General features: G+C 70.4%; 16 protein-coding genes. 10 read left to right on the top strand and 6 right to left on the bottom strand.

Annotation, left to right across the window (positions count from 1 at the left end):
• The first annotated feature begins 71 nt into the window (after positions 1–71).
• On the top strand, positions 72–2,000 hold the full coding sequence (gene dxs / locus AB0D53_RS18540; protein ID WP_362447370.1) for a 1-deoxy-D-xylulose-5-phosphate synthase: 1,929 nt from the start codon (positions 72–74) through the stop codon (positions 1,998–2,000).
• A 169-nt stretch (positions 2,001–2,169) separates the two neighbouring features.
• A complete protein-coding gene (locus tag AB0D53_RS18535) occupies positions 2,170–3,681 on the top strand; it encodes an amino acid permease (protein WP_362447367.1) in 1,512 nt (503 codons plus the stop codon).
• Between the two features lie 71 nt (positions 3,682–3,752).
• Here the strand turns inward: AB0D53_RS18535 and AB0D53_RS18530 are convergent, their stop codons facing one another.
• Positions 3,753–4,856 (bottom strand): LCP family protein, encoded by a 1,104-nt coding sequence (locus AB0D53_RS18530; RefSeq protein ID WP_362447364.1) that lies wholly within the window; start codon positions 4,854–4,856, stop codon positions 3,753–3,755.
• A 181-nt stretch (positions 4,857–5,037) separates the two neighbouring features.
• Here AB0D53_RS18530 and galE point away from each other — a divergent pair, with 181 nt between their 5' ends.
• From galE to AB0D53_RS18490, 8 genes are all read left to right on the top strand, one after another.
• Positions 5,038–6,048 (top strand): UDP-glucose 4-epimerase GalE, encoded by a 1,011-nt coding sequence (gene galE, locus AB0D53_RS18525; RefSeq protein ID WP_362447361.1) that lies wholly within the window; start codon positions 5,038–5,040, stop codon positions 6,046–6,048.
• A gap of 84 nt (positions 6,049–6,132) precedes the next feature.
• A complete protein-coding gene (locus AB0D53_RS18520; RefSeq protein ID WP_362447358.1) occupies positions 6,133–7,239 on the top strand; it encodes a hypothetical protein in 1,107 nt (368 codons plus the stop codon).
• Positions 7,236–8,762, top strand: a complete 1,527-nt coding sequence (locus AB0D53_RS18515) for a hypothetical protein (protein WP_362447355.1) — start codon at positions 7,236–7,238, stop codon at positions 8,760–8,762. The genes AB0D53_RS18520 and AB0D53_RS18515 overlap by 4 nt, the downstream gene beginning before the upstream one ends.
• Positions 8,763–8,944: 182 nt before the next feature.
• Positions 8,945–10,186 carry a CDP-alcohol phosphatidyltransferase family protein gene (locus AB0D53_RS18510; protein WP_362447352.1) on the top strand — a complete coding sequence of 414 codons (1,242 nt, stop codon included), beginning with the start codon at positions 8,945–8,947 and terminating at the stop codon, positions 10,184–10,186.
• On the top strand, positions 10,183–14,727 hold the full coding sequence (locus tag AB0D53_RS18505) for a glycosyltransferase (RefSeq protein WP_362447349.1): 4,545 nt from the start codon (positions 10,183–10,185) through the stop codon (positions 14,725–14,727). Before AB0D53_RS18510 ends, AB0D53_RS18505 begins: the two co-directional genes overlap by 4 nt.
• Positions 14,717–15,520, top strand: coding sequence for a rhamnogalacturonan acetylesterase (locus tag AB0D53_RS18500; protein ID WP_362447346.1), 804 nt, complete (start codon positions 14,717–14,719; stop codon positions 15,518–15,520). Before AB0D53_RS18505 ends, AB0D53_RS18500 begins: the two co-directional genes overlap by 11 nt.
• Positions 15,521–15,533: 13 nt before the next feature.
• Positions 15,534–16,277, top strand: coding sequence for an Ig-like domain-containing protein (locus AB0D53_RS18495; protein ID WP_362447343.1), 744 nt, complete (start codon positions 15,534–15,536; stop codon positions 16,275–16,277).
• A 20-nt stretch (positions 16,278–16,297) separates the two neighbouring features.
• On the top strand, positions 16,298–17,572 hold the full coding sequence (locus tag AB0D53_RS18490; RefSeq protein ID WP_362447340.1) for a phosphodiester glycosidase family protein: 1,275 nt from the start codon (positions 16,298–16,300) through the stop codon (positions 17,570–17,572).
• Between the two features lie 88 nt (positions 17,573–17,660).
• Here AB0D53_RS18490 and AB0D53_RS18485 read toward each other — a convergent pair whose 3' ends face one another.
• The 5 genes from AB0D53_RS18485 to AB0D53_RS18465 all read right to left on the bottom strand — a co-directional run bounded on the left by AB0D53_RS18485 (position 17,661) and on the right by AB0D53_RS18465 (position 24,328).
• Positions 17,661–19,790 carry a 3-hydroxyacyl-CoA dehydrogenase NAD-binding domain-containing protein gene (locus AB0D53_RS18485; protein WP_362447337.1) on the bottom strand — a complete coding sequence of 710 codons (2,130 nt, stop codon included), beginning with the start codon at positions 19,788–19,790 and terminating at the stop codon, positions 17,661–17,663.
• The gene (locus tag AB0D53_RS18480) at positions 19,787–21,007 is read right to left on the bottom strand and encodes an acetyl-CoA C-acyltransferase (RefSeq protein ID WP_362447334.1); all 1,221 of its coding nucleotides are present in this window, start codon (positions 21,005–21,007) and stop codon (positions 19,787–19,789) included. Before AB0D53_RS18480 ends, AB0D53_RS18485 begins: the two co-directional genes overlap by 4 nt.
• 303 nt (positions 21,008–21,310) lie before the next feature.
• The gene (locus AB0D53_RS18475) at positions 21,311–22,585 is read right to left on the bottom strand and encodes a ribonuclease D (protein ID WP_362447331.1); all 1,275 of its coding nucleotides are present in this window, start codon (positions 22,583–22,585) and stop codon (positions 21,311–21,313) included.
• Between the two features lie 115 nt (positions 22,586–22,700).
• Positions 22,701–23,363 carry a response regulator transcription factor gene (locus AB0D53_RS18470; RefSeq protein WP_024488613.1) on the bottom strand — a complete coding sequence of 221 codons (663 nt, stop codon included), beginning with the start codon at positions 23,361–23,363 and terminating at the stop codon, positions 22,701–22,703.
• Between the two features lie 305 nt (positions 23,364–23,668).
• The gene (locus tag AB0D53_RS18465) at positions 23,669–24,328 is read right to left on the bottom strand and encodes a DUF3000 domain-containing protein (protein WP_362447328.1); all 660 of its coding nucleotides are present in this window, start codon (positions 24,326–24,328) and stop codon (positions 23,669–23,671) included.
• Positions 24,329–24,416: the final 88 nt, after the last annotated feature.

The raw sequence follows: 24,416 nt of genomic DNA, 5'->3' as shown, positions 1-24,416 counted from the left end.
GGGAGGACGAGCGGAACATTAGACTCATCGGATCGGCATGCTCGACCAGCTCAAGACGCAAGGAGGCACGGGTGGCTCTGCTGACCCGCATCGGTGGACCGCGTGACCTGGACCGGCTCACTCCCGAGCAGCTGGACCAGCTCGCCGAAGAGATCCGGACCTTCCTCGTCGACGCCGTATCGAAGACCGGCGGCCACCTCGGCCCCAACCTGGGTGTGGTCGAACTCACCATCGCCCTGCACCGGGTCTTCGACTCGCCGAAGGACAAGGTGCTGTTCGACACCGGTCACCAGAGCTATGTGCACAAGCTCCTCACCGGCCGGCAGGACTTCTCGAAGCTGAAGAGCAAGGGCGGTCTCTCCGGATACCCCTCCCGTGCCGAGTCCGAGCACGACATCATCGAGAACTCGCACGCCTCCACGGTGCTCGGCTGGGCCGACGGCCTCGCCAAGGCCAACGAGGTGCTGGGCAAGGACGACCACGTCGTCGCGGTCATCGGTGACGGCGCGCTCACCGGCGGCATGGCCTGGGAGGCGCTGAACAACATCGCGGCCGCCAAGGACCGCCCGCTCGTCATCGTCGTCAACGACAACGAGCGCTCGTACGCGCCGACCATCGGCGGCCTCGCCAACCACCTCGCGACGCTGCGCACCACCGACGGCTACGAGCGTTTCCTGGCCCGCGGCAAGGACCTCCTGGAGCGCACCCCCGTCGTCGGGAAGCCGCTGTACGAGACGCTGCACGGGGCCAAGAAGGGGCTGAAGGACTTCATCGCCCCGCAGGGCATGTTCGAGGACCTCGGCCTGAAGTACGTCGGCCCGATCGACGGTCACGACATCGAGGCCCTGGAGTCCGCGCTGCAGCGCGCCAAGCGCTTCGGCGGCCCCGTCATCGTGCACTGCCTCACCGAGAAGGGCCGCGGCTACACCCCCGCCCTGCTCGACGAGGCCGACCGCTTCCACGCCGTCGGCAAGATCCACCCCGACACCGGCCTCCCGGTCGCCACCTCGGGCCTCGACTGGACGTCCGTCTTCGGCGAGGAGATGGTCAAGCTCGGCAAGGAGCGCGAGGACATCGTCGCGATCACCGCGGCCATGCTCCAGCCGGTCGGCCTGACCAAGTTCGAGAAGGCGTTCCCGGACCGGATCTACGACGTCGGCATCGCCGAGCAGCACGGCGCGGTCTCCGCGGCCGGCCTCGCCACCGGCGGACTGCATCCCGTCTTCGCGGTGTACGCCACCTTCCTCAACCGCGCCTTCGACCAGGTGCTGATGGACGTCGCGCTGCACAAGTGCGGTGTGACGTTCGTCCTGGACCGGGCCGGGGTCACCGGCACCGACGGCGCCTCGCACAACGGCATGTGGGACATGTCGATCCTCCAGTGCGTGCCCACGCTCCGGATCGCCGCCCCGCGCGACGCCGACCAGGTCCGCGCCCAGCTCCGCGAGGCCGTCGAGGTCGACGACGCACCGACCGTGGTCCGCTTCTCCAAGGGCGCGGTCGGCCCGGCGGTCAAGGCCGTCGGCCGGGTCGGCGGCATGGACGTGCTGCGCGAGCCCGGCACCACCCGGCCGGACGTCCTCCTGGTCTCCGTCGGCGCGCTCGCCCCGATGTGTCTGGAGATCGCCGAGCTGCTGGAGGCCCAGGGCATCTCGACGACCGTCGTCGACCCGCGCTGGGTCAAGCCGGTCGACGAGGCCATGGCCCCGCTCGCCGAGCAGCACCGGGTCGTCGTCACCGTCGAGGACAACAGCCGGGCCGGCGGTGTCGGCTCCGCCGTCTCCCAGGCCCTGCGCGACGCGGGGGTCGACGTACCCCTGCGCGACTTCGGCATCCCGCCGCGCTTCCTCGACCACGCCTCCCGCAAGGAGGTCATGGCCGAGATCGGGCTGACGGCGCCGGACATCGCCCGCCAGGTCACCGGCCTCGTGGCCAAGCTGGACGGCCGCTTCGGGAACGGCGCCGACACCCGCTCGGTGATCGAGCCCGCCCGCGACTGACACGCCCGCCGCGCGAGAGCGCGCACCGATACGGCCGATGGGCCGGTCGAGTCACCCTGTACGGGTGGTCCGACCGGCCCATTCGCGTGAGATCGTCCGCTGCGGAGCCCTGCGTCGCCGATGCGGTCCCAAATCATGGCGTACACGACGAGTGCGTGGAGGTACGCCGGTGACTGCCCAGCAGGACACACCACCCAGCAGCGACGGACTGTTCCGGACCAAGACGGTCGAGCAGTCCATCCGCGACACCGAGGAGCCGGAGCACGCGCTCAAGAAGTCCCTCTCCGCCCTGGACCTCACGGTCTTCGGAGTGGGCGTCATCATCGGCACCGGCATCTTCGTCCTCACCGGCAAGGTGGCCAAGGAGACGGCGGGCCCCGCCACCGCCCTCGCCTTCGTGGTCGCCGGCGTCGTCTGCGCGCTGGCGGCGCTCTGCTACGCCGAGTTCGCCTCCACCGTCCCGGTCGCCGGCTCCGCCTACACGTTCGCGTACGCCTCGCTCGGCGAACTGGTCGCCTGGATCATCGGCTGGGACCTGGTACTGGAATTCGCACTGGGCACGGCGGTGGTGGCGGTCGGCTGGTCCGGTTACGTCCGCTCCCTGCTGGACAACTTCGGCTGGCACATGCCCGACGCACTCTCCGGAACGGATGCGGCGAAAGGTTTCGGCTTCGACATCCTGGCCTTCGCCCTGGTGCTCGTCCTGACCGTGGTGCTGGTGCTCGGCATGAAGCTGTCCGCCCGGGTCACGACCGTCGTGGTCGCCATCAAGGTCGCGGTGGTGCTGATCGTGATCATCGCGGGGCTGTTCTTCGTGAAGGCCGCCAACTACTCGCCGTTCATCCCCGAGGCGCAGCCGCAGCCCGCGGGCTCCGGGCTGACGGCGCCGCTGGTCCAGCTGATGTTCGGTTACGCGCCCACCAACTTCGGCGTCATGGGCATCTTCACCGCCGCCTCCGTCGTCTTCTTCGCCTTCATCGGCTTCGACGTGGTGGCCACCGCGGCCGAGGAGACGAAGCTTCCGCAACGTGACATGCCACGTGGCATCCTCGCCTCGCTCTTCATCTGCACCGTGCTCTATGTCGCCGTATCGCTGGTGGTCACCGGCATGCAGCACTACACGGGGCTGTCGGTGGAGGCCCCGCTGGCCGACGCCTTCAAGGCCGTCGGCCATCCCGTCTACGCCGGGCTCATCAGCTTCGGAGCCGCTATCGGCCTCACCACCGTCTGTCTGATCTTGCTGCTGGGGCAGACCCGGGTCTTCTTCGCGATGAGCCGGGACGGACTGCTGCCGCGGTTCTTCTCCAAGACGCACCCGAAGTTCGGCACCCCGTACCGCCCGACCGTCCTGCTCGGCGTGATCATCGCGATCGTCGCCGGTTTCACCAGCATCAACGAGCTGGCGACGCTGGTGAACATCGGCACACTCTTCGCGTTCGTCGTGGTCGCCCTGGGTGTGCTGGTGCTGCGCCGTACCCGCCCCGAACTCCACCGCGCCTTCCGCACCCCTTGGGTACCGGTGATCCCGGTCCTCTCGGTGGCCGCGTCGGTGTGGCTGATGCTCAACCTTCCCGCGGAGACCTGGCTGCGTTTCGGCATCTGGATGGCCATCGGCGTGGTCGTCTACTTCGCCTACGGGCGCGGACACAGCCGGATCAACGAGCCCGTCGGCCGCCCGTAGTTCCGTCCGTACGCCGAGTCTCCGTCGAGGACCGACGGAGACTCGGCGTACCGGCCGTTCCTTCTGCCCCGTCAGCCGCCGGTGGCGGGGGACTTCTTCGCGGACTCCGGGATCGTGCCGTCCTTGCGGATGGCCTTCCAGAGGTCGTCGGCCTGCGGCTGGGCCGCCACCACGCGGTTGGGGTCCTGCTTGTCGTACGCCACCGGCAGCATGATCGTTTCCATGGTGCCCGGGTCCACGCCGTTCATCGACCGGGCGAACTCCGCGAGCGAGGTGAGCGAGGCGAGTCCCGCGTCGGTGGTCAGCGACTTGGTGGCCGAGTTGGCGATCTTGTAGGACTTGGTCGGACTGCCCAGCAGGTCCTGCGACTTGACCTCGCTCAGCAGGGCGAGGAGGAACTGCTGCTGAAGCCCGATCCGGCCGAGGTCGCTGCCGTCCCCGATGCCGTGACGGGTGCGGACGTACGCGAGCGACTCGGTGCCGTCGAGCTTGTGCGGGCCCTTGGTGAGGTCGAGGCCGGACGACTTGTCGTGGATGTCCTGCGGAACATCGACCGTGACGCCCCCGATGGCGTCCACCAGATCCTTGAACCCGGCGAAGTTGATCTCCAGGTAGTGGTCGATCCGGACCTTGGACATCTTCTCGACGGTCTTGACCACACAGGCCGGACCGACCTGCGAGTAGACGGAGTTGAACATCACACGGTTCGCCGACGGCACCGTGGAGCCGTCGGCCTTGGCGCACTCGGGCCGGGTCACCAGGGTGTCACGGGGTATGGACACGGCGACCGCCCTGGACCGGCCCTCGGGAATGTGCACCACCATCGCGGTGTCGGACCGGGCGCCGCTGACGTCACCGCCGCCGCCCAGCTCCTTGTTCTCGGCACCGGCCCGCGAGTCGGATCCGAGCACCAGCAGGTTCTGACCGCTGGTCGGCAGCTTCTCGGGGCGGTCCTCGCCGAGCGCCTTGTCGATGTCCACGCCCGTGATGTTCCCGTCGAGGCGGCTGTAGAGCCAGTAGACGGTGCCGCCGGCGGCGAGCAGCAGGACGAGCAGGACGCTCAGGGTGATCTTGAGGCCGCGGCGGCGCTTGCGAGGGGCTCCCCGCCCCTTCCGTCCGCCGCCGGAGGCCGGACGACCGTCGTGCGTGCCCTGCGTCATGGCGTCGTGGGTCATCCTGGTCGAGTCCTCAAATCTCGTGGCCCGAGGTGGGCTGTGGAGTGCGTGGGACTCGGGTGGGGGGTGTGGCCGGTCCGTGCGTGCATGACTGAGCGTGCACTATAGAACAGAGGATCGTGCGAATGGGTGTTTTGGTCCCCGGAATCATGATCTGCGCCGCTCGAACTACTATTCGTTCATGACTTGGTTGATCACGGGTGGGGCGGGCTTCATCGGGGCGCACGTCGTCCGCGCTATGCGCGAGGCCGGTGAGCCGGTCGTCGTGTACGACGATCTCTCGACGGGCGACCGCTCGCGGGTGCCCGCGGATGTCCCGTTCATCCAGGGATCGACGCTCGACGCGGCCCTGCTGCGCAGCACCCTGGCGGAGCTGCCGGTGCGGGGTGTGGTCCATCTCGCCGCGAAGAAGCAGGTCGCGGAGTCCGTCGAGCGCCCGCTGTTCTACTACCGGGAGAACGTGCAGGGACTGCAGACCCTGCTGGAGGCCGTGGCCGGCAGCGAGGTGCGGGCGTTTCTCTTCTCCTCGTCGGCGGCGGTCTATGGAATGCCCGACGTACGGGTGGTGACGGAGACGACTCCGTGCGCCCCGATCAACCCCTACGGCGAGACCAAGCTGGCGGGCGAGTGGATGGTGCGCGCCGCGGGGAAGGCGCACGGCATCGCCACCGCCTCGATGCGGTACTTCAACGTCGCCGGCGCGGCCGCACCGGCCCTCGCCGACACGGGCGTCTCCAACCTGGTGCCCATGGTCTTCGAGAAGCTGACCCGGGGAGCGGCCCCGGTGGTCTTCGGTGACGACTACGACACCGCGGACGGCACCTGCGTACGCGACTTCATCCATGTCGACGACATCGCCTCGGCACACCTCGCCGCGGCGCGGGCGCTCCTCGGCCGGGAGCCGGGCACCGACCTGACCGTCAACATCGGCCGGGGCGAGGGCGTCTCGGTGCGCGAGATGATCGAACTGATCGGTGAGGTGACGGGGTACGGGGCCGATTCGGCTCCGGTGTCGGCGCCGCGCAGGGCCGGCGACCCGGCGAGGGTCGTCGCCTCGGCCGACCGGATCCGTACCGAGCTGGGCTGGTCCGCGCGGCACGACGCGCGCGAGATGGTCGCCTCGGCGTGGGAGGGCTGGTGCCTCAGGCACCCCGCGGCGCGTCGTCCCGCAGCCGCTACCGCCTCGACCTGAGCCTGCCATGGCTTGTTTATGATGTCTCGATCCAGCGCCCGTGACCTGCACGGGCCTGCTCACCGGGGAGGGTGACGAACGGCGATGAGCAGCGCCTCCCTACGTGAAGCGAAGCAGCGGAGCGAGCCCGCGGCGGAGGAGTCCGGGCGGCTCTCCCATGTCCTGGGCGGTCCCTGGCTGCTGACCGGACATGACGGCAGGCTGACCGCGTACGTCCACATCGACGGTGCCGTGCTGCGATGGACCGAGTCGGCCCCCGGGGGCCGGCAGTGGACGGGGCCGGAGGTCCTGCCCGCGAAGGGCATCGACCGGCTCACCGTGGTGCAAGGGCAGAATCGTTACGCCCATCTGCTGGGGCGCCGCGTCCGGGCGCGGGCCGACGGCTGGACGAACGTGGACATCATGTACGCCACCCAGTACCAGACGGGCCGCCCGATGACGCAGTGGCGCTCGCTGGGCAATCCGTTCAAGGAGATCGACAGGGCGGTCGAGATCGGTGCCCCGGCAGCCGCCGTCGCGAGCGACGGCGCGCTGTACGTCTGTGTCCCGACCGGACCGGGCGGAGTGGCCCTGCGCCGCGAGGACAAGCGGGGCCGGTGGGAGGCGTGGGCGCAGCTCCAGGTCTCCGGCACCACCGACGGGCCGGCGCCCGCGGCGACCTCGTCCGGCCGGGTGGAGGTCCTGGTCCCCACCCGTACCGCCGCGCTCCAGCTCCGGCAGGAGGAGCCGGGCGGCGCCCTGGTGCGCGGATACGACGCGGCCGTGGCTCCCCTGCCCGGATCGGTGACCGCGCTGGAGACCGCCCCGGGACGGCTGACCTACTACCTGACCGACGCAGGGGGCTCCGGTGCCGTCGCGGTCCGGGAGGGCAGCTGGCCGCTGCCGCTGGGGGGCAACCCCGGGGACGGCCGCATCGCCGCGGTCCGGACGACGGTGGACGGCTTCGACTGCACGGTGCTCGCGGTCCGCGGGGCCGACGGGACGGTCAACCTCGGTGTCTGCGCGACCGGGAGCGAGCAGGCCGGATTCTGGTGGACCGGTACCGGGATGAGCTGCGCCGGAGATCCGGCGCTGGCTGCCGACGGCCACGGAAGAGCGGTCGTCGCGGTCGTCGGCGCCGATGGCGGGCTGGCCGTCGTGCGCCAGGAGGAAGGCCAGGGGCTCACCCTCGGCGACTGGAGCCGGGTATGAGCGCCACGAGTCCGACGCAGCGCGTGACGATCGTCGCCGCACGCCACCGCGAGGCGGTGGCGCTCGTCGCGGCGGAGGGCGCCGGTGCCGAGCTCACCGTCCTGTGCGTCGAGGAGGACGGCAAGGACGGACGGGCGGCACTGGACCGCGCCCTCGCCGACGCCGGACGGCGCGGCTGCGAGGTCGCGGGCTCCCCGCGCACCATCGGTACGCAGGACGGCGGCGACGCACTGCTCCGGGAGCTGCGCGCACTGCGCCCGCAGCGGGTGCGCCTGGCGGACCCCGATCCGGCGCATGTCTCGTACGACGACGAACACGACGTTCCCGTGCACGACGAGCCGGCCGAGCACGCCGCCGCCGCGCTCGCCGCGCTGACCGCGGCCCGCGAACTGCAGCTGGAGTCGGGGACCCCGGTCTTCGTCGACTGCCACCGAGCCGGTGCGGACGGACGGACCGGCACCGCCCCGCAACCGCGCTACCCGTACCCGGCGCACTGGCTGGCCGAGGGATTCGACGGCAGGCTCACCGCCTTCCTGCCCTCCGCGGCGGGCGTCGTGCGATGGACGCAGCGCGAACCGGGGGGTACCGCCTGGCAGGGGCCGGAACTCCTGCCAGGTCCGCGGCTGATGCCCGGCCTCCGGGTGGTCCGGGACGCGCACGGCTTCCCGCATCTCTTCGCGTTGCGCCGGACCCCGCTCAAGGACGGCGGCGACGACATCGCGGTGGTGCGGGCCACCCAGTACCGCACCGGCCACCCGCTCACCCCGTGGCACTCGCTGGGCAGCCCGAACCCCGGAAACCGGTACCGCAGCCGGGAGGTCGGCTTCCCGGCTGCCGCGTTCGACGGCGAGGGCGGCCTCTTCGTCTTCGTACGCAACTTCGGCCACAGCGTGAGCTACCGGCACCAGGGGGCCGACGGCGTCTGGACTCCGTGGCAGCACCTGCGGGGCGTCCGCGTCGCCGACGAACTCGTCGCCGTGACCACGGCCGGCGGTCAGGTCGAGCTCTTCGCCCGGGCCCGGGACTCCGCCGCGGTGCTGCGCTGGCACCGCTCGGGGCCCGACGGCGCGTGGACCGAGGACCGGTCGGTGCCCCTCGCGCCCTGCCCGGGATCGATGGCGGCCGGGCCGGAGCCCGGAACGGTTCTCGTCCGTGACCTGAGGACCGGCGAGCCCTGCGTCTGGTGGCCGGGAGCCACGGGCCCGGTGCCGCTCGGCGGCGCGGAGGGAGCGGGCCCCGTCACCGGCGTCCGGGGTGTCGAGGTGGACGGCTGGGCGTACTCCCTGCTGCTCCGGTCCGGCCCCGGGGGAGCCTGCGCGGTGGGGATGCATGCCGAGGGCCGGGCGGACGCGGGCGTGTGGTGGAACGAGGTCCCCGCGGATTCGATGGTGATGCCCGCAGTTGTCCGGGATCGTATGGGGACCGTTACTTTGGCGGCGCTCACAGCCGGATCACAGCTGGCACTCTCTCACCGAGAGTCACCTTCCGGCGGGTTCGAGTTCGCTCACTGGTACACAGTGTGACCACCTGTCGCCCTTGATGATCTTTTTGGCCACGAGGTTGGCCAAAACCTGTTTAGGTTTTGATAAAGTCTGTGAATCTTCAATGTGAAGGGTTCGGGGGAGTCTCGTGAACATTCGGATATCCCTCGACCGTGTATGGATGGACGGGGGCCTGCCGCTGTCGTTCTCGTGACTGAGGGGTTATGGCCAAGCTGTCCTTGCGTGCCGTCCAGAAGCTCACCTGCAAGAAGCGTGATGCGTGGTGGACGGTGATCCTGGTCGACCCCGTGGCCACGCGGATGCTCATCGTGATGGCGCGGTTCAACTTCATCACGCCCAACCGTGTGACGTGGGCGGCGCTGTTCGTCGGGCTCGGTTCCGCCGGGTTCTTCCTCAAGGGCGACATGCAGTCCCTGATCATCGGGGCGGCGCTCTACCACCTGAGCTTCATCCTCGACTGCATCGACGGAAAGCTCGCGAGGCTCAAGGGCAACGGCACCGTCTTCGGTGGCTGGCTCGACTACGTCTTCGACCGCATCAGGGTGCTCTTCTGTGCCCTCGCCCTGATGGGCGGGCAGTACCTGCGCAACGGTGACGAAAGGTTTCTGCTCGCCGCTCTGATGGTCGTCTTCCTCGACATGCTCCGGTACGTCGACGCCCTTCAGATCTACAAGATGCGCATGTCGATGCGGACGAAGATCGAGAAGGTCACCCAGGAGCGCCGTGAGGCGGAACGCCTGGCCGCCGACGAGAACCAGGCGGAGCCCGAGGCACAGCAGATCCGGTTCATGGAGGACCTGCTGCGGGAGAACCCCGAGGCCGAGGCGGAGCTGCTCAAGGAACAGGCGGGCACCGGCCAGGTGGTCGACCTGCACGCCCAGTTCCGCCACCGGTTCCCCTGGTACCTCCGGGTGCGCCAGGCGCTGCTGCGCAGCCGTATCAGGCCGCACCTCATCAGCGGCATCGAGTTCCAGATGTTCGTCTTCATCGTGGGACCGCTGATCGGCCGGATCCTCCTGACCACGGTGGTCTCCGCGGTCCTGCTGGGGATCTTCGAGCTGATCATCATGTACAAGTTCTGGCTCTCCACCCGCGACTTCACCCAGGTGATGGCCGAGCTGTCGCAGACCCCGTCCGGCGCGGGCTCCATCGCCCCCCACCTCCACCGGGGCAGGCACCGCCGCGGTGTGCAGGGCGACCCGCTCGCCGACCCGGCGTTCCAGGCACCGCCGCCCTACGAGGACCCCGGATTCCAGCCCTACCCCGAGCCCTACCCCGCGTACGGGGCGCAGGTTCCGCCGGCCCCGGAGCAGCCGACGCAGATGTACCGGCCGCCGGGGCCCCAGGGGCACGACCACCCGGCACCGGACCGGCCGCAGGTGTACACCCCCTATGGCGTGCCGCCCACCCACGGATACCCGGGAGACCGAGAGGGCGTCGGATGAACCACGAGCAGGACACACCCGACGTCTGGGTCACGGTGGTCATCCCCGCGTACAACGCGGCCACGACGATCGGCAAGGCACTCCAGTCCGCCGTCAACCAGACGTACGAGCTGGTCGAGGTCGTCGTCGTCGACGACGCCTCCACGGACAACACCCTCGACGTCGTGAAGAACTTCGCCGGGAACAACCACCGTGTCCGCGTGCTCCGCCGGCCCACCAACAGCGGCGGCGTCGGTGCGCCCCGGAACCTGGGCATCGCGCAGGCCGCCGGCCGGTACGTGATGTTCCTCGACGCCGACGACGAGCTTCCGCCCCGCGCCTGCGAGCTGCTGCTGGCCGGGGCGCTGGAGAGCGGCAGCGACATCACCGCGGGCAAGGCCGTCCGGGTCAACCGGGCCACCGGCGAGAGCGAGGGCTGGGCCCCCGAGGTGTACGCGCTGGCGCGCACCGTGCCCGGTCTGGCGGAGTTCCCGCTGATGCTCGCCGACCCGATCGCGGCGGCCAAGCTGTACCGGGTGGACTTCCTCCGGGCGGGCGGGGTCTGGTTCCCCGAGGGGGTCTTCTACGAGGACACCTACTTCTCCACGGTGGCGGGCTGCCTCGCCGACGGGATCACCGTCATCACCGACCCCGTCTACCGCTGGATGTGGGAGCCCGAGGGCGGATCGATCACCGGCCGGACGGGCGAGCTGCGCTCCATCAACGACCGGGTCGCGGTGCACCGGGCCACGGACGCCTTCCTGCTCGACCGAGGCCTGTGGCAGCTCAAGGTCCGCAAGGACTCGAAGTTCCTCGCACACGACCTGCGCCTGTACATGCGGGCGCTCGCGGAGGGCGACCCGGAGTTCCAGCAGGGATTCGCCGAGATCGCGAGCAACTACCTCTTCTCCCTCAGCGACGAGGCCTTCGAGCTGTGCGACCCGGTCGACCGGGTCAGGGCCTACCTCGTCATGTACCAGGAGATCGAGGCGGCGCTCACCACGCTCGACTACGTGCAGCGCAAGAGCGTGCTGTCCTCCTTCCTCGTGGAGGAGGACGGGCGGGTCTACTGGTCGGGCGACCATCTTCACCTGCCGGACGCCCGGCGCATGCTCGATGTGACGGAACTCGGCCTCTCGGCGGCCAAGCTCGCCCAGGAGCCGCTCTTCGCCCAGCTCGACGAGTGGTCCGTGGCCGACGGGAAGCTCCGCTTCGAGGGCAGGCTGGTCAACCGCTTCGGGCGGATCGAACCCGGGCACGATCTCAAGTTGACCCTGGCCGTACGCAACCGTCACACGAAGAAGGACGTCACGGCCCCGATCGACGGCGTCGAGGTCGGCGAACGGTTCGTCGGCTTCGGGGGAACCGTCGACCTGCCCTCCGTCCTCGGCGAAGAATTCTCCGACAGCACGGTCTGGAACGTATCGGTCGTCGTCGAGTGGAACCGGGCCAGGTCCCGTTCCCCGCTCAATGTGCGGGACGTGGAACTCTCCGGGCTGCACTTCTTCACGAACGGGGAGGAGCTGGAGGGCTACCGCACGATCAGCGGCAACCTCGCCCTGAGGGCGGCGACGGCGGGCCGCAGGACCTTCGAGTCCGCGCAGAACGACCCCGACGCGCCGTGGATGTGGTGGCGCAACCTGCTCCACCCGCCGATATCCCGCCTCGACCACCCCTTCGAGATGGCCGTCGTCGTGCCCTGCTACAACGTGGCCAAGTATCTGGACGACTGCCTCGGCTCGATCGCGGCCCAGGAGGGCTTCGCCGCCACCCAGGTCATCCTGGTGGACGACGGCGCCACCGACGAGACACCCCGGATCCTCGACGACTTCGCGCAGTACTACGCCAACGTCACGGTCGTCCACCAGACCAACGGCGGACTCGGGAACGCCCGGAACAACGGCCTGGACCGGGTCACCGCACCGTATGTGACCTTCCTCGACTCCGACGACATCCTCGGCGAACGGGCCCTGTCGCACATGCTCCAGTCGGCCTGGCGGGACGGTTCCGAGCTGGTCGTGGGCGACCTGGTGAACTTCCCCGACCGGCCCTACGGCCCCTGGAAGCAGTACTTCGGCCAGGGCGACCGCCTCATCGACGACTTCGCCTCCGTACCCGATCTGATCTTCAGCGGATCCGCGTGCAACAAGCTGTTCAGCACGCAACTGCTGCGCAGGCTCGGGGTCCGCTTCGGCGAGGGAGTCCACTTCGAGGACTCCTGGGTCACGCTGCCGAGCATGCTGCGGGCCAACGCCATCAGCCTGGTCGACCGCCCGGTGTACTACTACCGCGGGCGCCCCGACGGGTCCTCCATCATGGACTCGCTGTGGAGCAAGCCGGCGAACTACCGGGACCACCTGCGGCTCAACCACTTCCTGCTGGACCACACCGCCACCGAGCGGGCCGAGGTCCGGCACATGTTCCAGCGCTATGTGACCCGTACCTACAAGGGCTTCCTGTGCAACGCCCGCAACGTCATGGGCCGGACACAGCTGGAGGAGATGTTCCCGGACATCTGCCGCCACTACGCGCAGATACCCGACGAGGTCATCCTCGAATACGCCACCAACCCCGCCCAGCAGCTCGACCACTACGCGGCGAAGAGCGGGAACTTCGAGCTCTTCTGCAACCCGGAACCGGCGCTGGAGAACGCCCCGCTGGCACTGGAGATCGACGACGACGGCTTCCACCGGACCTTCCCGGGAGGCACCCGGAACACCCGCACCGCCCGCGTCAACGACCCCAACGTCGTCGTCGAATCGGTCCGTACCCGGGGCGATGTGCTGGTCGTCGAGGGCTGCCTGGCCTTCCCCGGCATGAACATCAGCGGCCCCATGGAGAACCCGCTGGAGTTCGTCTACCAGACCGCCCACGCCAAGATCGTCGTGCCGCTGCGCCAGGTCGCCCGCCGCGACCTGTGGAACACCCGCAACGGCCGCGACCTCTACGCCGGCTGGTACGCGGAGATCCCGGTCGCGGACCTGGCACGCAGCGGATTCGGGGTCGGCGACTTCCGGCTCCGGGTGCACCGCGAGGACGGTTCGCGGCAGCGCAACATCGTCATGAAGGCCCGCCTCCCGCTGCACCGGCTGAAGGGCCCCGGCCGGATCGCCGGTTACCGCTACATGCTGACCATCGGGGGCCAGGACGCGCTGCACCTGCGCCTCGTCGACCGGAAGGCCGGCGCGCGGGCGAAGCACCTCCTGTGGCGGATGTCCCGCGAGATCCGCATTCTCAAGACCCGCAACCCGGGCTGGCGGATGCGCCTCGCCTACTGGCTCGTCCATCCGTTCCTCGACCGCCGTGAGATCTGGCTCATCGGCGAGCGGTCGGACACGGCCCAGGACAACTCGTACCACTTCTTCAAGTGGATGCGGACACACCGCAAGCGGCGCAAGGCGTACTACGTCATCGACGGGAACTCGCCCGACTACAAGAAGGTCGCCCCCTACGGCAGGGTGATCAAGCTCGGTTCCTTCAAGCACCGGATGTATCTGCTGCATGCGACCAAGCTGATCGGCTCGTACGACTCCGAGTCGTACCTGCTGCCCGAGGGCTACCGGAAGGTGCTCTTCCTGCACCGGTTCGGTGAGCTGCTGAAGTACCAGCGGGTCTTCCTGCAGCACGGAATCATCTACAACGACGTGACCTCGGGCGTGGACCAGCGGATCACCAGTTACGACATGATCGTGACCACGGGCCGTCAGGAACGCGCCTACCTGGCGCGTGAGGCCGGCTTCGGCGACCGCGCGGTGCTGGCGGGCCTGCCCAGGTTCGACGCGCTGCGGCGCGAGCCGGGGAAGCGTCCGCGGATCCTGCTCATGCCGACCTGGCGGCAGTGGATCGTCACGGCCTCCTACAAGAAGTCCGCGGGCCCGGCCAAGACGGCCTTCACCCAGTCCGAGTACTTCCGATTCTACCGGTCGCTGCTCTCCGACCGCAGGCTCGTGGCGGCCCTGGAACACCACGGCGTCGACCTGGAGTTCTTCCCGCACTACGAGATCCGGCCCTACCTGCACAACTTCCGGATCGACTCCCCGGCGATCGAGGTCGCCGACCCCGCGACGCGCAATGTCCAGGAAGCCATGAAGGAGTGCTCCCTCATGGTCACGGACTACTCGTCCGTCTTCTTCGACGTGGCCTACATGGGGATCCCGCTCGTCCATGTGCCCTTCGACGAGGAGGACTTCTACGGACGCCACTACAAGCGGGGCTACTTCGATCTGACGGAGCACGGCTTCGGCCCGGTCTGCCGCACGGTGGACCAGGCCGTCGACGAGATCATCGCCTCGATGGCCGGGAACTTCACCGTCGAGAGCCCCTACCGCGAGCGCGCGGAACAGTTCTTCGCGCACCGCGGCGGGGGCAACTGCGAGCGGGTCTACGAGGCGATCGACGCCCTGGGCACGGCGAGCGCCGCCGATCTCGGCCCCTCGGGGCCCGTCGCCGCACTGCCCGCCGTCCGCATGTACCCGGACGACGGGACGCGGGACGCCGGCCGGACGGCCGTGCCCGCGGCGGACCGGGGGACGTACGAGGACGGGTGGGACCGTGCTGTCTGACCGGAATCCCGGACAGGGCGGGCCCCGCCGGATCTTCCTCGCGGGTGACTCCGCCGCGGTGACGCGGGAAGCGGGCAAGGCGCCCATGACGGGCTGGGGCCAGGTGCTCCACTTCTTCCTCGACCCGCGGGAGGTGGAGATCGTCAACTGCGCACGGGCCGGGGCGAGCGCCCGCACCTTCAGCGAGCGGGGCAGGCTCGACTGGATCCTCCGGCACATCCGCCCCGGGGACCATCTGCTCACGTCCTTCGGCATCAACGACGCCAAGCCGGAGGAGTGGCTGCGCACGGAGGCGTACGGCGACTTCCCCCGCCACCTGCGGAAGTTCATCGACGGCGCGCGCGAGCGCCAGGCCCATCCGGTGCTGATCAGCCCGCCCGAACGGGACACCCACGATGTGCACGGCAACATGCCGAGGAGCATCACGGAGTACCCGATGGCGATGCGCGACCTCGCGGCCGAGTGCAGCGTCCCGTACATCGACCTCTACGAACGGAGCCACAGCTGGTGGGAGGGGCTGGGTCCGGAGGGCGTACGTCCCTTCTTCATCCACCTCGAACCGCAGGAGCACCCGAACTACCCGGAGGGTTTCCACGACCCCGGTCACATGACGCCGGAGGGGGCCATCGCGTGCGCGCGCTATGTCGCCCACGCGCTGGCGGAACAGCGGATCGTGCCACCGCACTGGGCCGTCGACCTCCACCGGGCGGACTTTCCCCCGGAGTGGGTGACCTGGCTCGACGAGGAGACACACGCCGAGCTGACCAGGTCACGCACACTGGGTTCGAACTGAGAGCCGGACGATCATGAGTACTTTCACCCTCACCGGGATGCGCAGCGTCCAGCAGGACAATCCCTCGATCGTGGCGCACATGGAGCTCCGGTCCACCGCGGACCCCCGGCTGCCCGTCGAGCCCGGCCGCCGGATCGACTTCGAGTGGATCCTCACCCCGCAGGGCGAGGGCACCCGCTACTACGGCTACCTCATGGCCGACTCGTTCGACTCGGTCGCCACCATCGAGAACATGGCCGGAATGAGCCTGCTGCCGTCCGGCGACCGGTACGCGACATCGACCGGCCCCGGAGTCGAGCGCGTCGCCAGGTTCTCGCTCCGGGTGAACCGGCACGTCGCCCCCGACGCCTTCCTCGTCCCCGTCCTGCGCGCGGGCATCATCGCCGACGGCGGAAAGAGTCTGACCTCCACCACGTTCTCCCTGAAGAACCATGGATTCCGCATCGCCCCGCTGCCTCCGCAGGGCCGGAGCATGACGGTGGTGCCCGGGTACCGCGGTGTGCTGACCGGTCTCACCGCCGGGATGGGCGAGGACGTCCGGCTGGTCGGTGTCGGACCCGCCCGGCACGGGGTGACGAGTGTCGGGGCGGACGGCGCGGTGACGTACCAGCCGTTCTCCGGCCATCTGGGCTACGACTGGTTCGACTACGTGCTCGACGCCGGCGCCGGCCACCTGGTCCCCGGCCGGGTGACGGTCCACGTCGGAGACCTCGGCGAGACACCCGGAGTGCTCGGAGGCCGGGCACCGGGAACATGAGGCCGTACCGGGGACACCTCGTGCGGTGGTGCGCGGTCCTGCTGGCCATCGCGGCCACGGCCACCGGCTGCACCGGACACGCTCCCGCCGGGCGCGACGACCTGCCGCGCCCGGCCCGGCCGGCCGGGGAGTGCGGGCAGGGACTGCCGTGCGGGGTGGCGGAGGAGTGGATCACCCGCCGGCTGGCGGACGGAGCGCGGGTCTCCATCGGCGTGGTGAGCGTCCGCCCGTCCGCCCGTGTCACGGTGAAGCCGGTCGTCGGCGACCATCTCGCGACCACCGAGACCGTCCGCCGGACGGCGCGGCGCGAACGGGCCGTGGCCGCGGTGAACGGCTCCTTCTTCGACATCGCCGGCTCCCCGGTCTTCAGCGGCTATCCAGGAGACCCGCTGGGCATCCTGGTGGTCGAGGGCCGGCTGCTCAGCGAGGCGGCGAACGGCCGGACCGCGCTGATCCTGCCCGGCGCCGGAGGCCGGCCCCGCATCGGCGAAGTGCGTTCCGGGATACGGCTGACCGCGCCGGACGGGGCCGTGCGTGAGCTGGACGGGGTCGACCGGGTGCCGGGCAGAATCGTCGGCTGCGGGGGCACCGGCGGGGACCGGCTGGCCGGTACGGGGCTGCCGGAGCAGCGGCCCCGGCACAATCAACTCTGCCTGGACGACAGCGAGATCGTCGCCTTCACGCCCGACTGGGGCGCACATTCACCCCCCGGCGCACCCGGCAGCGTGGAGGCCGTGCTCGACCACGACGGGCGGGTGACAGGCCTCCGCAGCCCCGCCGGCGGCGGGATCCCGCGAAGCGGCTCCACCCTCACCGGGATCGGGGAGGGCGCCGACTGGCTGCGGGAACACGCCCGTCAGGGGCCGCCGTTCGTCCGGCGGACGCGTGTGACGGACGGGAGCGGGCGGAGCATCCTGGCACCGGGAGTCTCGGTGCTGGGCGCGGGCCCCGCGCTGCTGCGCGGCGGGGAGACATGGATCAACGCCGCGGCCAACGGCTTCACCGGCGACACGTCGACCGAGCGCCGGCCCCGCACGGTCGCCGCCGTCAAGGCGGACGGCACGCTCCTCCTCGCGGTCTTCGACGGCCGCGGCCCCGACAGCGCGGGCGTCACCCTGCGGGAAGCGGCGGAGATCCTGCGCTCCCTGGGTGCACGGGAGGCTCTCAACCTCGACGGCGGAGGCTCCACCACGATGGTGGTGAACGGACGGCTCCGCAACCGGCCCAGGAGCGCGGAGGGAGCCCCGGTACGGGAACGCGCGGTGGCCGACGCACTGGTCGTCGTGGCGCGCTGACGGCCGGACAGGCGCGGGTGGGGCGGCACACCGAACGGGCCGTACGGGAAGCTCCCCGTACGGCCCGCTCGGCGATACCGGCCTGGCGTTACGCCGGAACGCTCGCCACGCCCTGCGCGAGGAACTTCTTGCCGTTCACCCGCTCCGAGACGCCCTCACGGTCCAGGTACGGCGTGATGCCGCCCAGGTGGAAGGGCCAGCCCGCGCCGGTGATCAGGCACAGGTCGATGTCCTGGGCCTCGGCGACGACGCCCTCGTCCAGCATCAGACCGATCTCCTGCGCGACCGCGTCCAGGACCCGGTCACGGACCTGCTCCTCGGACAGGACGACATCGCCCTGCTTGAGAAGAGCGGCGACCTCCGGGTCCAGCTCCGGCTTGCCGGAGTCGTAGACGTAGAAGCCGCGCTTGCCGGCCTTGACGACCGCCGCGAGGTTCTCCGAGACGGTGAACCGGTCCGGGAAGGCGCGGTTCAGGGTCTCGGAGACATGCAGGCCGATGGCCGGGCCGACCAGCTCCAGCAGCACCAGCGGGGACATCGGCAGGCCGAGCGGCTCGATGGCCTTCTCGGCGACCTCGACCGGGGTGCCCTCGTCGATGACGTTCTGGATCTCGCCCATGAAGCGGGTGAGGATGCGGTTGACGACGAACGCCGGGGCGTCCTTCACCAGCACCGCGGTCTTCTTCAGCTTCCGCGCCACACCGAACGCGGTGGCCAGCGAGGCGTCGTCGGTCCGCTCGCCGCGGACGATCTCCAGCAGCGGCAGGATCGCGACCGGGTTGAAGAAGTGGAAGCCGACGACCCGCTCGGGGTGGGTCAGCTTCGACGCCATCTCGGTGACCGAGAGGGACGAGGTGTTGGTGGCGAGGATCGTGTGCGCCGGGGCGACCGCCTCGACCTCCGCGAACACCTGCTGCTTGACGCCGATCTCCTCGAAGACGGCCTCGATGATGAAGTCGGCGTCGGAAAAGCCCTCCGCCTTGTCCAGCACACCGGAGACCAGGGCCTTGAGGCGGTTGGCCTTGTCCTGGTTGATGCGGCCCTTGCCGAGCAGCTTCTCGATCTCGGCGTGGACGTAGCCCACACCCTTGTCGACGCGCTCCTGGTCGATGTCGGTCAGCACGACCGGCACCTCCAGGCGGCGCAGGAACAGCAGGGCCAGCTGGGAGGCCATCAGACCGGCACCGACGACGCCGACCTTGGTGACCGGGCGGGCCAGGTTCTTGTCCGGGGCACCGGCCGGGCGCTTGGCGCGCTTCTGGACCAGGTTGAAGGAGTAGATCCCCGAGCGCAGCTCGCCGCCCATGATCAGGTCCGCGAGGGCCTGGTCCTCGGCGTCGAAGCCGGCGCCCAGGTCGCCGTTCTTCGCCGCGGCGATGATCTCCAGCGCGCGGTAGGCGGCCGGGGCGGCACCGTGCACCTTGGAGTCGGCGATGGCCTTGCCCCGCGCGACGGCCTGGTCCCAGGCGTCACCGCGGTCGACCTCGGGACGCTCGACCACGACCGTGCCGTTCAGCACGTTCGCGGTCCAGATCAGCGACTGCTCCAGGAAGTCCGCGCCCTCGAAGAGCGCGTCCGCGATCCCGAGCTCGAAGACCTGCTTGCCCTTGAGCTGACGGTTCTGGTTCAGCGAGTTCTCGATGATGACCGAGACCGCGCGGTCGGCACCGATCAGGTTGGGAAGCAGCGCGCAGCCGCCCCAGCCCGGGACCAGACCGAGGAAGACCTCGGGCAGCGAGAAGGCGGGCAGCGCCTTGGAGACGGTGCGGTACGAGCAGTGCAGACCGACCTCGACACCGCCGCCCATCGCCGCGCCGTTGTAGTACGCGAACGTCGGGACCGCGAGGCCGGACAGGCGGCGGAAGACGTCGTGGCCGCCCTTGCCGATGGCCAGCGCGTCGTCGTGGTTCTTCAGCAGCTCGACGCCCTTGAGGTCGGCGCCGACCGCGAAGATGAACGGCTTGCCGGTGATGCCGATACCGGTGATCGCACCCTCGGCGGCCTCCTTCTCGACCTGGTCGACGGCGGCGTTCAGGTTCGCCAGCGACTGCGGTCCGAAGGTGGTCGGCTTGGTGTGGTCCAGGCCGTTGTCCAGCGTGATGAGGGCGAAGCGGCCCGCACCGGCCGGAAGGTCCAGGTGGCGTACGTGCGCCTGGGTGACGACCTCGCCGGGGAACAGCTCGGCCGCACCCTTCAGAAGCTCAGTGGTGGAGCTCACTTGCTGCCTCCGTTGAAGTTCGGGTTCTCCCAGATGACCGAGGCGCCCATGCCGAAGCCGACGCACATCGTCGTCAGGCCGTAGCGGACCTCCGGCTGCTCCTCGAACTGGCGGGCCAGCTGCGTCATCAGACGTACACCGGAGGAGGCGAGCGGGTGGCCGTAGGCGATGGCGCCGCCGTACTGGTTGACGCGCGTGTCGTCGTCGGCGATGCCGTAGTGCTCCAGGAAGGCGAGCACCTGGACGGCGAACGCCTCGTTGATCTCGAACAGACCGATGTCGTCGATGGTCAGACCGGCCTTGGCCAGGGCCTTCTCGGTCGACGGGATCGGACCGTAGCCCATGACCTCCGGCTCGACGCCCGCGAAGGCGTACGAGACCAGGCGCATCTTGACCGGGAGGCCCAGCTCCCGGGCGACGTCCTCGGCGGCGAGCAGGGAGGCGGTGGCGCCGTCGTTGAGACCGGCCGCGTTGCCGGCGGTGACCCGGCCGTGGGCACGGAACGGGGTCTTCAGACCCGCGAGCGACTCCATGGTCGTACCCGGGCGCATCGGCTCGTCGGCGGTGACCAGGCCCCAGCCGGTCTCGCCGGCTTCGGCGTTGGTGCGGCGCACCGAGATCGGCACCAGGTCCTGCTGGATCTTGCCGTTGGCGTACGCCTTGGCGGCCTTCTCCTGCGAGCGGACCGCGTACGCGTCGGCACGGTCCTTGGTGATCTGCGGGTACCGGTCGTGCAGGTTCTCCGCGGTCATGCCCATGAACAGGGCGGACTCGTCGACCAGCTTCTCCGAGACGAAGCGCGGGTTCGGATCGACGCCCTCGCCCATGGGGTGGCGGCCCATGTGCTCGACACCACCGGCGACGACGACGTCGTACGCGCCGAAGGCGATGGAGCCGGCCGTCGAGGTGACGGCGGTCAGGGCGCCCGCGCACATGCGGTCGATGGAGTAGCCGGGGACGGACTGGGGCAGCCCGGCCAGGATTCCGGCGGTACGGCCCAGCGTCAGGCCCTGGTCGCCGATCTGCGTGGTCGCGGCGATGGCGACCTCGTCGATCCGCGCGGGGTCCAGGTCCGGGTTGCGGCGCAGCAGCTCCCGGATGGCCTTCACGACGAGATCGTCGGCGCGGGTCTCGTGGTAGATGCCCTTCGGGCCCGCTTTGCCGAACGGGGTGCGGACGCCGTCGACGAAGACGACGTCCCGGATGGTACGAGGCACGGTGGCTCTCCTCCAGGGTGCGGGATGGCACTGCTGCGCGGCACGCCCGGAAGCGCGCCGCCACCATCATGCTACTTGCGGGTAACCAGACTGCCCACCCCCCGCGGCGGGAGCGGCGAAGGTCACATGCGGACGGGCCCGGTGCGCGGGCCCGTCCGCCCCGGACCGCGGCGTCGGCGCGCGGCGGCCCGGCCCCGGGAACGCCGATCGCCGGACAGGCTGGAATCAGCCCGTCCGGCGATCGGGAACACCGCACGGCCACCGGCCGCACAACCTGGCGCGATTGCGCCCCCGTCGAAGCCCTCAGGCCGCCGGCGTCAGCGCGCGGAGCAGCAGCGGCCCCACCTGCTCGATCTGCCAGCGCCGCGCCCCGTACCCGGCGAGCGCGGTCTCCACCGCGTCCGGGGTCGGGTTCTTCGGCGGCTCCCAGCAGACCCGGCGCACCGTGTCCGGGGTGATCAGGTTCTCCTGGGGCATGTGCAGCCGCTCGGCGAGCTCCGACACCGCGGTGCGGGCGGCCGAGAGCCGGGCCGCCGCGGCGGGGTCCTTGTCCGCCCAGGCGCGGGGCGGCGGCGGACCGGCCAGGGTCTGGCCGGGCTGGGGCAGCTCGGCGTCCGGCAGCGCCTTGGCCCGGTCGACGGCCGCCTGCCACTGCTCCAGCTGGCGCCGCCCCATCCGGTGGCCGAAGCCGGGCAGCGCGGTCAGCGCCTGGACGTTCGGCGGGAGCGCGAGTGCCGCCTCGACGATCGCGGCGTCGCCCAGCACCTTGCCCGGCGAGATGTCGCGGCGCTGCGCGACCTGGTCACGCGCCGTCCACAGCTCCCGTACCACCGCCATCTGGCGACGACGGCGGACCTTGTGCATGCCGGACGTGCGGCGCCAGGGGTCCTTGCGCGGGGGAGTGGGCGGCGCCGAGGCGATCGCGTCGAACTCCTCGCGGGCCCACTCCAGCTTGCCCTGCCGGTCGAGCTCGTCCTCCAGGGCGTTGCGCAGGTCGATCAGCAGCTCGACGTCGAGCGCCGCGTAGCGCAGCCAGGGGTCGGGCAGCGGGCGGGTGGACCAGTCGACGGCGGAGTGGCCCTTCTCCAGCGAGTAGCCGAGCACGTTCTCGACCATGGCGCCGAGGCCGACGCGCGGGAAGCCGGCCAGCCGCCCGGCCAGCTCCGTGTCGAAGAGCCCGGTGGGAGCCATCCCTATTTCGCGCAGACAGGGCAGGTCCTGGGTGGCGGCGTGCAGGATCCACTCGCTGCCGGTCAGCACTTCGCCGAGGCCCGAGAGGTCGGGGCAGCCGACGGGGTCGATCAGCGCGCTGCCCGCGCCGTCACGGCGCAGCTGCACGAGATAGGCGCGCTGGCCGTAGCGGTAGCCGGAGGCCCGCTCGGCGTCGACGGCCACCGGACCGGAGCCGGCCGCGAAGGCCGCGATCACCCGGGCGAGGGCGTCGTCGGACGCCACCACCGGGGGAATGCCCTCGCGAGGTTCGAGCAAGGGGATCGGCGCCGGGGCGACGTCGTCCGGGGGGGCGCCCCCGGTGGTTCGCAGTGATGTGTCTGCTGCGGTCTCTTGGGCGTCGGTCACGTGTCAAGGGTATCTGTGTATGTACGGCGCCCGTCGACGGAACGTTCCGTCGACGGGCGCCGATGAATGCAAACCAGCCGGTCCGTGCCTGTGCGGACCGGCCGGAGCGCTGGCGTCAGTGGATGATTCCCGTCCGCAGGGCGACGGCGACCATTCCTGCGCGGTCTCCGGTGCCGAGCTTGCGGGCGATTCGGGCGAGGTGGCTCTTGACGGTCAGGGCGGACAGGCCCATGGAGACACCGATGGCCTTGTTGGACTGGCCCTCGGCGACCAGCCGGAGGACCTCGACCTCTCGGCCGGACAGTTCGCGGTAGCCGCCCGGGTGGCTCGGGGTGCCGGGGGGCCGGCGGTGCATACGGGCGGCGTTGGCGCCGATGGGGGCGACGCCGGGACGGGTGGGGTGGCCGATATTGGTACGTGTGCCGGTGACGACGTAACCCTTCACGCCGCCCGCGAGGGCGTTGCGTACGGCGCCGATGTCATCGGCGGCGGAAAGGGCGAGGCCGTTCGGCCAGCCGGCTGCTCGGGTCTCGGACAACAGGGTCAGCCCGGAACCGTCGGGCAGGTGGACGTCGGCTACGCAGATGTCGCGCGGGTTGCCGACGCGGGGACGAGCCTCCGCGATGGACGACGCCTCGATGACGTCACGTACTCCGAGGGCCCACAGATGGCGGGTGACGGTGGAACGGACGCGCGGGTCGGCCACGACGACCATGGCCGTCGGCTTGTTCGGGCGGTAGGCGACCAGGCTTGCGGGCTGCTCTAGGAGAACGGACACCAGGCCTCCTGGGGAGTGGCGGGACGGGCCGGCTCGGGGATGAAGCCGGGGCGAACCGTGCTTGAAGGGTCATTGACCTCTTCGGCAGCAGACCCGTGCTCCTTTAGGGGAAGATCACGATTTCGTGAGTAACAATTCGGGCAAATCGGACATGCGATCGATTGTACGAAAAGAATGCCGGTAACTGGGCGACGAATGTGACGCACAGTTACCGGCAGGGGGTGATTTCGGCCAGAGATAGAAGTCAGGCGAAGAAGCCGGAGAGAGGAAGGAAGAAGCCGCAGGGAAGAAGTCCGGCAGAAAGGTCAGGGAACCTGCGGGCCGCGACGCTGGGGGAGGGTCACCACCGCCGCGTCGACGGGGCCCGACGGCGGCAGGCCGGCGATCTGACACAGCAGATCGCCCCACGCCATGAGATGCGCCGCCGCGTCCGGCACCCCGCCGCGGCCCTCGCGCGGCGTCCACGACGCCCGGATCTCGATCTGGGTCGCCGGGCGCCGGGTGCCCAGCGCGCCGAAGTAGTGCGAGCCCGCCCGGGTCACCGTGCCGCCCGCCTCCCCGTACGACAGACCGCGCGCCTCCAGCGCACCGGTCAGCCACGACCAGCACACCTCCGGCAGCAGCGGATCGGCGGCCATCTCCGGCTCCAGCTCGGCCCGTACCAGTGTCACCAGGCGGAAGGTGCCCTGCCAGGCGTCGTGCCCGGCCGGGTCGTGGAGCAGCACGAGGCGGCCGTCGGCGAGATCGTCCTCGCCGTCGACGACCGCGGCCTCCAGGGCGTACGCGTACGGAGCCAGCCGCTTGGGCGGCCTCGTCGGCTCCACCTCCAGCTCGGGGCGGAGCCGCGCCGAATGCAGCGCGTCCACCGCCGACCGGAACGCGGGCGGGACGGAATCACCCTCCTCGCTGTCCTTGCTGTCAGCGCCATCGGTTTGATCGGAGAACTGTCCCTGAGCCGGAGCCATGCGGGGAAGAGTAGGCGGAACCGGCGCTTCGCGCAGGGAGGGACACCCGGGCGGGCCCGGCTGCATACCGCTTCGTGCGAAGATTCCT

Source organism: Streptomyces sp. NPDC048295 (assembly GCF_040652135.1).
Taxonomy (GTDB): Bacteria; Actinomycetota; Actinomycetes; order Streptomycetales; family Streptomycetaceae; genus Streptomyces.
This window is presented reverse-complemented; position numbering and strand designations above follow the sequence as displayed.